Source organism: Pseudorhodoplanes sp. (genome assembly GCF_050250235.1).
Classification (GTDB): Bacteria; Pseudomonadota; Alphaproteobacteria; order Rhizobiales; family Xanthobacteraceae; genus Pseudorhodoplanes.
In genome coordinates this window covers 33,275-47,284 of sequence record NZ_JBFWPA010000053.1, presented here as the reverse complement: position 1 = coordinate 47,284, position 14,010 = coordinate 33,275, and the positions used below count along the sequence as shown (strand labels likewise).

Genomic DNA, 14,010 nt, shown 5'->3' with positions numbered 1-14,010 from the left:
TCTTTCGGGTCGTGTGGGCGCGCAAATGTGGGCTGGAGGCGCGGGAAAAGCGCATGGGGGTCGCGCTTTGTCAAGGCAAGGGAATGCCTCGACAGAGCGGCCTCTTTCTGCATTCTGAGGGCCGCGAAGGGACCCGACGGAATCAATGCCGAAACCCACAAAGAAGACCGCCGCCCGACCCAAATCCAGCGCGCAGGCGGTCCGGATGACCACCGGCCAGGCGGTGGTTAATGGGCTGCTCGCGCATGGAATTGACACGGTCTATGCCCTGCCCGGCGTTCACAACGATCATTTCTTCGACGCCCTCTACAAGGCCGGCAACCAGGTCCGGGTGGTCCATACCCGCCATGAGCAGGGTTGCGCCTATATGGCGCTGGGCGCCGCGCTGGCGACCGGCAGGCCGCAGACCTATTGCGTGGTCCCCGGGCCGGGACTCCTGAACACCGGTGCCGCCCTGCTCACCGCCTATTCGATGAATGCGCCGGTACTGGCCCTGATCGGCCAGATCCCGCAAAGCACGATCCGGCGCGATCTCGGCCAGTTGCACGAAATACGCGACCAGGCCGGCATCATCGAGCGGCTGGTGGACCACTCCGGCCGCATTCCGCGCGCCGCCGACGCGCCGCGCATGGTCGCGGCTGCGGTGCAAGCCATGTTCACGGACCGGCCGGGCCCCGCGGCGCTGGAATGCGCGATGGATGTCTGGGGTCGGGCCGAGCCGGTCGCGGACCATGCGCCGCTCGCCGTATTCGAGCCACCGATCGACGATGATGCCGTAACCGCCGCGGCAAAGCTGCTCGGCGCCGCGAAAAATCCGATGATCGTCTGCGGCGGCGGCGCGCAGGATGCCGTGACGGAGGTCCAGCGCCTCTCGGCGATGTTGCAGGCCCCGGTGCTGGGCTATCGCCGCGGCCGGGGTATTCTCTCAAGTCACGATCCGCTGTCGATCACGCTGCCGCTGGCGCACGAGATGTGGCGGGAGGTCGATGTGGTGATCGGCGTCGGCACCCGCCTGCTGCAACAGCTCACGGTCTGGGGCGCCGACAAGGACTTGAAGGTCATCCGCGTCGAGGCAGATCCCGATGAGCCGGAGCGCGCCGGCAAGCCGGACGTAGCGCTGATGGGCGATTCAGCCCGCGTGCTTCGCAAGCTGATCGCGGCCCTCCCCGCTCACAATGCGCGGCGCAAGTCGCGCAAGGCCGAGATGGAAGAGCGGCAGGCGAAGCTCGCCAAACGCATGGCGAAGCTCGTCCCGCAGATGGCCATCCTCGGCGCGATACGGGCCGAACTGCCCGAGGACGGCATCTTCGTCGACGAGGTGACCCAGATCGGCTTTGCGGCACGCCTTGCGATGCCGTTCTACAAACCGCGCACCTTCATCTCGCCCGGCTATCAGGACAATCTCGGATGGGGCTTCGCCACGGCGCTTGGCGTGCAGGATTCCCGGCGCGATGTTCCCGTGATCTCGATCACCGGCGACGGCGGTTTTCTCTATACCGCGACCGAGATGGCTTCGGCGGTACGCCACAAGATCCCGCTGGTGACCGTAGTGTTCAACAACAACGCCTTCGGCAATGTGAAGCTGATCCAGCAGGAATGGTATGGCGGCCGCACCATTGCAAGCGACCTGACCAATCCGGATTTCGTAAAATTCGCCGAAAGCTTCGGCGCCGCCGCCGAGCGCGTGGACAACCCGACGCAATTGCGCGCGGCACTGAAGCGCGGCTTCAAGCGCCGAGACGGGCCGACCCTGATCGACATGCCGGTCGATGCGATGCCGTCTCCCTGGGAATTCATCATGATGCCGCGCGTGCGCGGGTGACCTGCACGACATGGACTTGATCACAAGCACTCAAGACCTTCGCGCCGCCTGCGAGCGGATGGCGAAGCACCCCTTTGTCACGGTCGACACCGAATTCCTGCGCGAGTCGACCTATTATCCGCAACTTTGCGTCGCCCAGCTCGCCAGCCTGGACGAAGCAGCCGTGGTCGATGCGCTGGCTCCCGACATCGACCTGCAGCCATTTTTCGATCTGATGGGCAACGAGAGCGTGGTGAAGGTGTTCCACGCCGCGCGGCAGGACATCGAGATCGTCTGGCATCGCGCCAACCTGATCCCGCATCCGATCTTCGATACACAGATCGCGGCCATGGTCCTCGGTCACGGCGATTCGGTGTCATACGATCAGCTCGTGCAGCGCATCACCGGCGACACGCTCGACAAGTCGTCGCGCTTCACCGACTGGACGCGGCGTCCGCTGAGCAAGCAGCAAGTCGAGTACGCAATTTCCGACGTCACGCATCTGCGCGACGTCTATCTCAAGCTCAGCACCGACCTCGAGAAGCGCGGTCGCTCCGAATGGCTCAGCGAGGAAATGGACGTATTGACCTCGCCAGAGACCTACCGGATGGACCCGGACAATGCCTGGCAGCGGCTTCGCACCCGGGTCCGCAAGCCGAAGGAACTTGCGGTCCTGATGGAGGTTGCGGCCTGGCGCGAACGCGAGGCCAAGGCGCGCGACGTGCCGCGCGGGCGCGTCCTGAAGGACGATCTCGTCGCCGACATCGCGATCCAGGCGCCGACCACGATCGAGCGGCTCTCGTCGCTGCGGTCCTTGCCCAAGGGATTTGAGCGTTCGCGCTGGGGCCTTGAAATCCCGGACGTGGTCAAGCGCGGCCTCGCCCGTGACTTCAAGTCATTGCCCGTCATCGAGCGCGGCAAACCGCAACAGAACGGTTCGGCGATCGTCGAGCTCCTGAAGGTTCTGCTGCGGATGACCGCCGAGAAACACGCGGTGGCCGCCAAGGTCATCGCCACCGTCGACGATCTGGAGCGGATCGCCACCGAGGATCACGCCGACGTTCCGGCGCTGAAGGGCTGGCGACGCGAATTGTTCGGCGATAAGGCTCTGGCGCTGAAATCCGGCAGGCTCGCACTCGCGATCGAAAAGGGCCGCGTGTCGGCGATCGAGCGGGATTGAGAATCGTTTTCCGGCGCCCGACGGGTTCGGCTCAAACACAGTCACGGAACATGACGGACACACCTGCCGATCCCCCCACCGCCAAGCGCGTACCGCATGCATTCACGCACCACGGCATCACGCTCGAAGACCCGTATGCCTGGCTGCGTGATCCCGGTTATCCCGAGGTTACGGACACCGAAATCCTCGGCTATCTCCATGCGGAGAATGCGTGGTTCGAAGCGGCGATGAAGTCACATCGCGGATTGGTCGATGCCGTGTTCGCGGAAATGAAAGGTCGGATCAAGGACGATGATTCCAGCGTGCCGGTGAAGGACGGAGATTTCGTCTACTGGTACGCCTTCGACGCCGGCGGCGAATACCCGAAATGGTATCGGCGCAAATTCACCGGCGGTGCCGATGAGATCATGATCGACGAACCCGCGCTGGCCGCGGGCCACGATTATTTCCGGCTTGGCGGGCAGGCTGTCAGCCCGGACGGACGGTTGCTCGCCTATGCGGTCGATACCAGCGGGTCCGAGCGCTATGTTCTCAAGGTCCGCGATCTCACGACGGGTGACGAACTCCCCGACACGATCGAGAACTGGCGCTACGGCCTGATCTGGGCCGCCGATTCCAGGAGCTTTCTCTATACCGACGCCGACGAAAACTGGCGCTCAAAGGCGGTCTGGCACCACAAGCTCGGCGATCCACAGGGCGCCGACCGCGAAATCTATCGCGAGCAGGACCCGAAATTCACCGTCAGTCTCGGCCGCACGCAGTCGCGCCGCTTCGCGACCTTCACCACCGGGGATCACGCCACCAACGAAATCCATCTCATTCCGCTGGCTGACTTCTCCGCCGGGCCCGTCCTCGTCTCGCCGCGCATCACCGATCGCCTCTACGATCTCGACGAGCGCGAGGGCACTCTCTTCATCCGCACCAACGACACGCACCTGAATTTCCGCGTCGTCACCGCGCCGGTTTCGGAACCGGCGCAATGGACCGAGGTCATCGCCGGCAGCGACCGCCATTACATTCTCGGCCTCACCACCTTCCGGAACCTGATGGTCATCGAGGAGCGCGCCGACGGGCTGTCGCAGATCAGGCTGCGCGATTACGGCGACGGGAAGGAGCATTATGTCGGCTTTCCCGAAGCAAGCTTCGTCGCAGGACTTGGCAACAATCCGGAATATGCCGTCGACCGGCTCCGCATTCAGTATCAGTCGATGGTCACGCCGAACACGGTGTACGACTATCATCTGGCCGACGGCCGGCTCGAAACACTGAAAGTCCGCGAAATTCCGAGCGGGTATGACGCCTCGCAATACGTCACCGAGCGCCTCGTGGCACCGGCGCGGGACGGCGTGATGGTGCCGGTTTCCGTCGTCTATCGCCGCGATTTCGTCAAGGACGGCACGGGCCTTCTGCATGTCTATGGCTATGGCGCCTACGGGCACGCGATCCCGCCCGGATTTTCGACCAACCGGCTCTCGCTGCTCGACCGCGGCTTTGCCTGCGCGATCGCCCATATCCGTGGCGGCGACGATCTCGGCTATCAATGGTATCTGGACGGCAAGCTGTTCAAGCGCACCAACAGCTTCAACGATTTCGTGGATGTGACGCGCTATCTGATCGAACAGGGCTTCGCCGCTCCGGGTCGCGTCACCGCGGCCGGCGGCTCGGCCGGCGGCGAATTGATGGGCGCGATCGTCAATCAGGCACCGGACATCTACGGGGCGGTCGCCGCGCATGTCCCGTTTGTCGACGTGCTCAATACCATGCTCGACGAAACGCTGCCGCTCACACCCGGTGAATGGTCTGAATGGGGCAACCCGATCACCGACAAGGCCGCGTTCGACTATATTTTGAGCTACAGCCCCTACGACAATGTGTCCGCGCAGAATTATCCGGCGATGCTGGTCACGGCCGGGCTGAACGATCCCCGCGTCACCTATTGGGAGCCGGCCAAGTGGGTGGCGAAACTCCGCGCCACCGGGACCGGCCGCAAGACGTTGCTGCTCAAGACCAATATGGGCGCGGGCCATGGCGGCAAGTCGGGCCGCTACACAGCGCTGGAAGAGGCCGCCGAGGAAGTTGCGTTCTTTCTCGTTCAGGTGGGAAACGAAAGCGACGCAGTCGCCTAGACGAAGGCGAAGTCGCTCGCATCCAGGAGCGACACGTCCTTGATCTTTTTGAGCGTGATTGAATCGCTTCCTGCGGCGATCACGAGGTCCTTGCCGGTATCGGTGATCGCCGCCAGCACCGCGCTGAAATCCGCAAAGCGTGCCGATTCGAATTCGATCACGTCGCCTTGCCCCGCGCCGTTGCCCTGGAAATCCGTCACCACATCGTCGCCGAACCCGCCCTTGAAGACAAACCTGTCCAAGTCCTTGCCGCCCGTCAGCACGTCGTTTCCTCCCCGGCCTTCGAGCCGATCGTCGCCGCCCTGCCCCTTCAGCACATTGCTGCCGGCATTTCCGATCAGCGTATTCGCAGTATTGCCGCCGGTGCCCGAGAGTGGAGCCGTGCCGACCAACTGCAGCACCTCCACATTGCTTCCGACCTTGCAGGACCACGACGCAATCACGGTGTCGAAACCGCCCTCGGCGCGCTCGATTGTCTTGTCGCCCTTGCTGTCGACCAAATAGAGGTCGTCGCCCGTACCACCCGTCATCTTGTCGTTGCCGGGGCCGCCGTCGAGAACGTCGTTGTCGGCTCCGCCATCGAGCGCGTCGTTGCCCAGACCACCGCGCAACTCGTCATAGCCCTCGCCGCCCCGAATGACGTCGTTGCCGGCGCCGCCGAACATCATGTCGTCCCCGCCGAAGCCGTCGAGAACGTCCTTCCCGTCTGCCGATGTGACCTCCGGCGTCAGCCGGAACACTTCGCCGTCACGGCCATCGATCACATAGAGATTGCCCAAGGCATCCTGTCCGAACGAGGTGATGAAGCCGATCGATCCTGCGTCAGGGACGATCTGCCCGGTCCGCTCCGTTGCAACCCACGCGGTGCCATCGAAGCGCAGGGTGAATATCCGGCCCGACAGATCGGCGAAGAAATACTGCCCTTGCAGGCCATCACTGCCGCCGCGATACGCGTATCCGCCGGTGATCGAGACGCCGATGCTGTGGTTATAGGCGTGGATCGGATCGGTCAGAGCACCGGGACCCGGCTCCTCGCCGGAAAAGATCGCAGGCCCCTCAAATGCCCGCCATCCGTAGTTGGCCCCAAGCTGGCCCAGATTGATCTCTTCCCACGCGCCCTGACCGACATCCGCGATGTAAAATGCGCCCGTCCCGCGGTCGAAGCTGTCGCGCCAGGGATTGCGCAGACCGGTGGCGAAAATTTCGTCGGCGCCCGCAATGCCGACGAACATGTTGTCCGGCGGGATCGCATAGTTGCGGTTCGGATCGCCCGGGAAGTCGTCGTTGTTGACATCGATGCGCAGGATTTTTCCGAGCAGCGAGTCGGGGTTCTGCGCGTTGTTGTTCGGATCGCCGCTGCTGCCTCCATCGCCCGTCGCGATGTAGAGATAGCCATCCGGCCCGAAATCGATCCAGCCGGCCTTGTGATTCGTGAACGGCTCCTGCGGGATACTGATGATCAGTGTCGCACTGGACGGATCGGCAACATTGACGTCGTCGGCCGAGACCTGATAGCGGCGAATCTCCGTCGCGCCACTCGCGCCGATGACGTTGACGTAGAAGTATCCGTTGCTGCCATAGTCAGGGTCGAAGGCAAGGCCGAGGAGACCGCGCTCTCCATTGGTGAGAATGTCCGAGATCGCAAGGAAGGGACTAGCGGCAACCTCACCGGTCGCTAGGTTGATGATCTTGATCGTGCCGCCCTTTTCGACCACGAACAGGCGGGACGGGTCGCCTGCGGGCGCCACCGCGAACAGAGGAAGGCTGAGGCCGGACGCGACTCTCGTTGCGATGATTGCCGTCACATCTCCCTGAGGGCCGTCCGGGTCGAAACCGTAGATCAGGTCCGCCTGCGCGGTTCCCCCGATCGTTTCCGCCGCATCCGTTCCCGCGATAAGAGCGCGCACCGGCATGTCACAGCCTCCATATCGCCCTCTCAACGGCTGTTCGGTGGCAAATCGTTCCGCCTCCATGCGGAAAATCACCGTCGAGGATAACGCTCTGGAAGCCTGGTCCGCTCAACGTACGGAAAATTGAGTGAAACGCGTCAAGGAGCGCGCATGAAGCGCGTCACCTTTGACCTATCGCAAATCGGTGCGAGCCCGCGTTCCTAAGCTGTTTTTTTGAAACTGCTTCCGGGAGCGCCGCCGATGGGCGAACTGGTTCTGGCCGCCAAGATCACGCATGTGCCGTCGCTGATGCTTTCGGAACGCATTGAACCGCTCAAGGGCACGCGCGATGGCCCGATCAATGCGCTGAAGCTGACCGGGCAGCGCGCGCGAGAGCGCGGCGCCGACACTTTCGTGGTGTTCGACACGCACTGGATCTCGAATTTCGGCTTCCATATCAACGCCAATCCCTGGCATCGCGGCAGCTATACCAGCCCGGAAGCGCCGCACATGATCAACGATGTGACTTACGACTTTCCGGGCAATCCGGACCTCGCCGACATGATCGCCGCGGAAACAGCCAGGGACGGACCGCTGGCGCTTGCCCACCAGATTCCGACCATGCCGGTTGAATACGGCACCATCGTCCCGATGCATTACATGAATTTGGACAAGACGCTGTCGGTGGTGCCGATTGCCTCTCCGGTATTTGCATCGGTTGACGAGAATCGAAAATTTGGCGCCGCCGTGCACCGCGCGATCAAGCGGTCCAGGCACAAGGTCGCGGTGCTGGCCAGCGGTTCGCTGTCGCATCAGCTGTTCGAAAATGCAAAACTCGGGCCTGAAGCCTGGAACCGCATTTCCAGCGAGTTCAACCGGCAGATGGATTTGCGCGTGCTGGAGTTATGGCGCGACGGGCGGTTCGCGGAATTCTGTGCAATGCTTCCGGACTATACCCGCAAGTGCAACGGCGAAGCCCTGATGGCCGATACCGTGATGCTGTTCGGCGCGCTGGGCTGGGACCGCTACGACGGCAAGGCCGAGCAGCTTTGCGACTATTTCCCGTCGAGCGGCAGCGGACAGGTCGCTGTCGAATTTCATCTGAACGCGTAAGACCACGTCGGGCCCGCTGCTCCGGGGCCGGCCGCGCATGGCCGCCCCCGGGGGGCATCAGGATAGCATCAGCGCCCTGCGCCTCTGCACCTCTTGCAACTCATGAATGGGCGCGAGGCGCTGAAGAATGCCCTTTGCATCCGCCAGCGTAGCCGCGCTGGCGAGTGTTATTCCTCGATCACCAGCGGTTCGCGTCCGATCAGCCGCGCCAGCGTACGCATCCGATTGGCGACGCGCTCGCCGTTGAGCGCAGCGTTGGGGCCCCGGAGCCGCAGGACCAGCGTGCCGCGCTCCACCCGAAGCGGAGTCTTCGGCAACACCCCGGGCGTCGATGCCGACACCATATAGGCAACCCGCATCGCCGCACCGAGAATACGCGCACGATCGAGCATGCGGGTCGAGGCGAGTTCCCTCAGCCGCGGCGACAATTCGTCGTCATGGGTGATGCCGACATGGCGGAAATACACGGCGAGCGCGAGATAAGCGCGTCCGGCATGATCAAGCGCCACGAAATCCGCGTGCGCGATCAGGTTCAACGATTGTTCGCCGCGATAGTCCGGATGCGTCCGCCAGCCGACATCTGCAACGAGACAGGCGGCATGGCGCAACCGCCGTTCATCCGCGGTCTCGTCGATACCGCTCGAATCCATGAAGCGGTCGGTCCATGTCACCAGTTCATCGCCGTGTTGCGGCGAGCGCGAACGCAACAGATTGAGATTGCGGGCGGCGTCGATCAGTGCGTCCTTCCTTCTCTCACGGTCACGGAGCAGCGAATAGAGCAATCCCTCCCGGACGCCGAGCGCCGACACGACGACGCGCGCTGGCCTGACCTTGCGGATCAGCCGGCCGAGTACCACCGCGGCATAGCCGAGCAGCGGACGCCGTGCTGTTGCCACCACCTCGATGTTCGACAGGGTCTCGGGATCGACGCGCTCCACCAATTCGCAGAATTCGAGCGCCTCGCGTGCGCGCAGCGTATAGCCGTGCATGACGTGCAGTGGATAGCCGGTCTGCGCCATATGCAGGCTGGCAAGCGCGCGCCATGCGCCGCCCACGGCATATAGCGTTCGCGCCTTGCCGGACTTCAGAAACGGTATGTCCGACAATTCCTTCGCGACGATCTTCTGGGCGCGTTTCAGCGATTGGCCTGAGACGTCCTTCAGGGCGAGGCCGCCGAGCGGAAGCGTTACACCGCGCCTGATCTTCTGGCCGCGCACGTCGATCAGTTCGAGCGATCCTCCGCCGAGGTCGCCGGTGATCCCGTCCGGCTGATGAATCCCGGACACGACGCCAAGCGCGGCAAGCTCGGCTTCCCGCTTGCCGGACAGAATGTCGATTCTGATCCGGCAGATTCGCTCAGCCTCTTCGATGAAGGCCGGTCCGTTCTGGGCGTCGCGGCAGGCGGCAGTGGCAATGCCAAAGACGCGTCCGACCCTCAGGTTGTCACAAAGTGCGCGGAACCGGCGCAAGGCCAGCAGGGCCTCGGTCACCGCATCGGGGGCGAGCAGACCGGTGGATTGCACCTGGCGGCCGAGGCCGGCCAGTACCTTTTCATTGAAGATTGGCGTCGGACTGCGGGTCAACCCTTCATAAACCACGAGCCGTACCGAATTCGAGCCGATATCGATGACCGCGACAGCCGGTCCGTGATCGAGCCTGCCTTGTGCGGTCTCCGCCAGCGGAAAGGCCTCGATCGGCATTTTTTTCGGTTTGCGGGGTTCCGCCCGGCCCCGCGCAGACCGGGCCTCCTTGTTGCGGCCGGTCCCGCCGGCGGCGGTCCTGCTAGCGGCGGTCCTGGCGGCGGCTGAGGCGGCGCGGCGTTGACTCTTTGAGCGATTTTCCACGGCCCGACAGGCTCGGATTGGTCATGAAGTATTTCTGAGCATTGAAAGGCTCTTCGCCTTTCGCGGGCCTTATGCGGGTTGCGGTGCCGTCAGGCAAGACTTTCCAGCTCTGCTCGTTGTCGTTGAAATTGACCACCATGATCTGGTCGAGCACCTGCTCATGCACGGTGGGATTGGTGATCGGGCACAGAACCTCGACCCGACGGTCGAGATTGCGCGGCATCATGTCGGCTGAAGAAATATAGACGACAGCCTTCGGGTGCGGCAGCCCATGGCCCGCCCCGAAGCAATAGATGCGCGAATGCTCGAGAAAACGTCCAACGATCGACTTGACACGGATATTGTCGGAGAGGCCCGGCAGTTCAGGCCGCAGGCAACAGATACCGCGCACCACGACGTCTATGGCAACGCCGGCCTGCGAGGCCTGATACAGCTTGTCGATGATGCCCGGATCAACCAGCGAGTTCATCTTCAGCCAGATCGCAGCGGGACGTCCGGCCTTTGCATGTTCGATCTCGGCGTCGATATGCTCGTAGATTCTCTTGCGCAGCGAAACCGGCGAGACCGCCATCACTTCGAGTTCGGCGGGCTCCGCATAGCCGGTAATGAAATTGAAGATGCGCCCGACGTCACGCGCGATCACAGGATCATCAGTGAAGTAGGACAGGTCGGTATAGATGCGCGCGGTGATCGGATGATAGTTTCCCGTCGCCACATGCACATAAGTCGCGAGCTTCCCGCTCTCGCGCCGCACCACCAGCGACAGCTTGCCGTGCGTCTTCAGTTCGATGAAGCCGAACACCACCTGCACGCCGGCGCGTTCGAGGTCGCGCGCCCAGCGGATATTGGCCTCCTCGTCGAACCGCGCCTTCAGCTCGACCAGCGCGGTGACCGACTTGCCGGCCTCGGCTGCCTCGGCGAGCGCCTTCACGATCGGCGATTCCGCAGAGGTCCGATAAAGAGTCTGCTTGATCGCAATCACATCCGGATCGCGTGCGGCCTGCTGCAGGAACTGCACGACCACATCGAATGACTCGTAGGGATGCTGCACCACGAAGTCCTTTTGCCGGATCGCGGCAAAACAGTCTCCACCGTGATCGCGAATGCGTTCCGGAAACCGTGGATTATACGGGACGAACAACAGATCGGGCCGGTCGATCGAAACCACTTCCTTCAAGTCGTTGAGCGCCAGCATGCCCTCGACCAGAAAGGTTTCATCCTCGCTCACGGCCATCGCGCGCCGCACGAAGCGCCGCAGGTCTTCCGGCATCGCGTGTTCGAGTTCGAGCCGGATCACCGAGCCGCGGCGGCGGCGCTTGAGCACGGTCTCGAACGAACGCACCAGGTCTTCGGCTTCTTCCTCGATTTCGATTTCCGAGTCCCGGATGACCCGGAACGCGCCGACGCCGTTCATGGCGTATCCCGGGAATAGCTGTCCGATATACAGACACGCCACCTGCTCGAGCGTGATCAGCCGCAGCGCCCCGTCGGCAGAGCGCGGCAACGCCACGAAGCGTTCGATCTTGTGCGGGACGCGTATCAGCGCGTTCATCGCCTTGCCGTCGCTGATCCGCGACAGTTGCAGAGCCAGGGTGAAGCCGAGATTTGGGATGAACGGGAACGGATGTGCCGGATCAATCGCGAGCGGCGTGAGGACCGGGAAAATGGTGGACAGGAACTGCTCTTCCAGCCAGTCATGCTCCTGCTTGTTCACGCCCTGCGCCTCGACGATGACGATGCCGTTGGCGGCAAGTTCCTCGCGCAGCTCGCGCCAGCGTGTCTGCTGATCGCTGGCCAGCACCGAAACGACTTCGGCAATCCGCGCGAGCTGCTCGGAGGGCGTCAATCCGTCGGGGGAGCGGTCGGTAACGCCCTCACGCACCTGCCCCTTGAGGGCAGCGACGCGCACCATGAAGAATTCGTCAAGGTTGTTCGCGGAGATCGAAAGGAAGCGCAGCCGCTCAAGCAGCGGGTGATTGGGATTGGCCGCCTCGTCGAGAACCCGGCGGTTGAAGTGCAGCCACGACAATTCACGGTTGATGAAGCGCTCGGGGCTTTCCATCAGGCTCTGAGCCCGGACCTCGGGGGGCCGCGTGGAAGCAGAGGATTCCTGTGTCAGAGCAATGGCTTCCGCGCGATCTTGCATGGTAATGATCCGAAAAGACCGACCCTAAGACGAATTCGTGACTATGCCGTGACGCATGGTAGGCGAAATCGCCTGGGATGGTTAGGAGGGTGGATCCCGGAACAGCGTGGCGGCAAGAGCGCGGTTGACTGGCCTTTTTCGCTGCAACGCCTCCCGGTCCAGCGTCTGCACCGCCTCCTGCACGGCGGCGAAGGATCGTCCGACGCGGGTGAGCAGATAGCTGACAAGATTTTCGTCCACCGCGAGCTGACGGTCTGCGAACAGTTTGACCATCACCGCACGCAACAGCGCATCGTCCGGCATGGACAGCGGAATTGCCGGCATGGCGCGGAGCCGTGACGAAAGGTCCGGCAGCGCAACCTCCCACAAGGTGGGCACCGTCCGCGCGGTCATGAGCAGATAGCCCTTCTGTTCGCGCACGAGATTGAGCAGATGAAAAAGGGCCCGTTCGTCAAAGCCGCCAGGCGCGCAATCTTCAAGGACGAGCGCGCCGGTCGCCAGCGCGTCGGGCAGCATCGGCGTCTGCATGGCACGGGCCGACAGAATGCGGGCGCCGGACAGAGCTGCCCAGATGGACGCAACATGGCTTTTGCCACTGCCTGCCGGGCCGGCAATGGCAAGCATGCCGACCGGCCAGTCCGGCCAGCGCTCGATCGCGGCAAGCGCGACCTCGTTCGACGGACCCGACAAGAAATCTTCGCGCGACAGCCTTTCACCATGATCGAGCGCGAGCGCAAGCTGTCGCGGCGGCGACGCCATGGCCTCAGCCCAGCTTGCCGCCCGTGTAATAAGAACTCGCCAGATATTGCCGCAGCAGGAACCGGATCAGGACGCCGATCGCAGCGGCGACCGGAACCGCGACCAGCAGCCCGACAAAGCCGAACAGATAGGCGAAGGCAATCAACGAGAACATCAGCCAGACCGGGTGCAATCCGATTTCCTTCCCGACCAGCTGTGGCTGCAGGATGTTGCCCTCGACGAATTGTCCGATCAGGAAAATTCCCGCGGCCAGGGCGGGCATGTGCCAGTCCGGCCAGAACTGCGCGGTTGCCACCCCGACCGCCAGCAGGAAGCCCGTAATGGTGCCGACATAGGGCGCAAATCCGAGAATGGCTGCGGTGATACCGATCAGCAGACCGAAATTCACGCCGATCAGCATCAGTGAAATGGCATAGAAGGTGCCGAGGATCATGCAGACGATGGCCTGGCCGCGGACAAAACCTGCGATCGCCCGATCCATCTCCCGCGCAAGTCCGCGAACCGTTTCACGGTGATGGACCGGCGTCCAGTTGTCGATCGTCTTGAGCATGCGCGGCCAGTCGAGCAGCAGGTAGAATGCAACAATCGGCGTAATCACCACAAGCGAGATGACCGAGATCAGCGCCCTTCCACCGGTCCAGATCGATCCAAGGACCGTGCCGGCCCAACTGGCCGCGGTGGCAGCCACATTTCCGGCAGAGGCTTGCGACTCCGGCATTTTTTCGCCGAGATATTTGCCGATCCAGCCCTGGCTCGCCTCGCTGATCAGTTGCCTCAGTCTTTCGACATAGGTCGGAATGCGCGCTACGAAATCCGCAATCTGCTCGGCGAGAACCGGCAGCAGCAGAATCAGCGCCAGCGCGATCAGACAGATGAAGACCATCACCACCACGACCGACGCGATCGCGCGGTTGAGGCCAAGGCGCTGGACCTGACGTACCAGCGGATCGAGCAGATAGGCCAGCGCCATGCCGGCGATGAACGGCATCAGTACATCGCCAAGGAGCCAGAGCAGCGCGATGAAAACCACCAGCGCGCCGGTCCAGAACATGAGCTGGCGCCGCAGCGTGAGCGGGCTACCGGTCAGTTGCGGCGGCGGACCATCGGTCGGACCCGTCGTCGTGGTGTTCATGTGATGGCCGTCCCTGCCCT

9 protein-coding genes are annotated in these 14,010 nt (G+C 63.1%); 4 read left to right on the top strand and 5 right to left on the bottom strand.

The window, feature by feature from the left end:
• The first annotated feature begins 145 nt into the window (after positions 1-145).
• The 3 genes from AB7F49_RS21625 to AB7F49_RS21615 are packed head-to-tail and all read left to right on the top strand — an operon-like array spanning position 146 to position 5,107.
• On the top strand, positions 146-1,822 hold the full coding sequence (locus tag AB7F49_RS21625; RefSeq protein WP_428526149.1) for a thiamine pyrophosphate-dependent enzyme: 1,677 nt from the start codon (positions 146-148) through the stop codon (positions 1,820-1,822).
• A gap of 10 nt (positions 1,823-1,832) precedes the next feature.
• On the top strand, positions 1,833-2,981 hold the full coding sequence (rnd, locus tag AB7F49_RS21620; protein WP_428526147.1) for a ribonuclease D: 1,149 nt from the start codon (positions 1,833-1,835) through the stop codon (positions 2,979-2,981).
• 50 nt (positions 2,982-3,031) lie between these two features.
• The gene (locus tag AB7F49_RS21615) at positions 3,032-5,107 is read left to right on the top strand and encodes a S9 family peptidase (protein ID WP_428526145.1); all 2,076 of its coding nucleotides are present in this window, start codon (positions 3,032-3,034) and stop codon (positions 5,105-5,107) included.
• Here AB7F49_RS21615 and AB7F49_RS21610 read toward each other — a convergent pair.
• A complete protein-coding gene (locus AB7F49_RS21610) occupies positions 5,104-7,020 on the bottom strand; it encodes a PQQ-dependent sugar dehydrogenase (protein WP_428526143.1) in 1,917 nt (638 codons plus the stop codon). The two genes, AB7F49_RS21615 and AB7F49_RS21610, sit on opposite strands and share 4 nt — an antisense overlap.
• Before the next feature lie 237 nt (positions 7,021-7,257).
• Between AB7F49_RS21610 and hpaD the strand changes: the two genes are divergently transcribed.
• Positions 7,258-8,109, top strand: coding sequence for a 3,4-dihydroxyphenylacetate 2,3-dioxygenase (hpaD, locus tag AB7F49_RS21605; RefSeq protein ID WP_428526141.1), 852 nt, complete (start codon positions 7,258-7,260; stop codon positions 8,107-8,109).
• A 167-nt stretch (positions 8,110-8,276) separates the two neighbouring features.
• Here the strand turns inward: hpaD and ppx are convergent, their stop codons facing one another.
• From ppx to AB7F49_RS21585, 4 genes are all read right to left on the bottom strand, one after another.
• On the bottom strand, positions 8,277-9,809 hold the full coding sequence (ppx, locus tag AB7F49_RS21600; protein ID WP_428526139.1) for an exopolyphosphatase: 1,533 nt from the start codon (positions 9,807-9,809) through the stop codon (positions 8,277-8,279).
• 82 nt (positions 9,810-9,891) lie between these two features.
• Positions 9,892-12,099 carry an RNA degradosome polyphosphate kinase gene (locus AB7F49_RS21595; protein ID WP_428526137.1) on the bottom strand — a complete coding sequence of 736 codons (2,208 nt, stop codon included), beginning with the start codon at positions 12,097-12,099 and terminating at the stop codon, positions 9,892-9,894.
• Between the two features lie 81 nt (positions 12,100-12,180).
• Positions 12,181-12,858 carry a chromosomal replication initiator DnaA gene (locus AB7F49_RS21590; protein ID WP_428526135.1) on the bottom strand — a complete coding sequence of 226 codons (678 nt, stop codon included), beginning with the start codon at positions 12,856-12,858 and terminating at the stop codon, positions 12,181-12,183.
• Between the two features lie 4 nt (positions 12,859-12,862).
• Positions 12,863-13,990: an AI-2E family transporter gene (locus AB7F49_RS21585; RefSeq protein ID WP_428526133.1), complete on the bottom strand. Its 1,128-nt coding sequence runs from the start codon at positions 13,988-13,990 to the stop codon at positions 12,863-12,865.
• Positions 13,991-14,010: the final 20 nt, after the last annotated feature.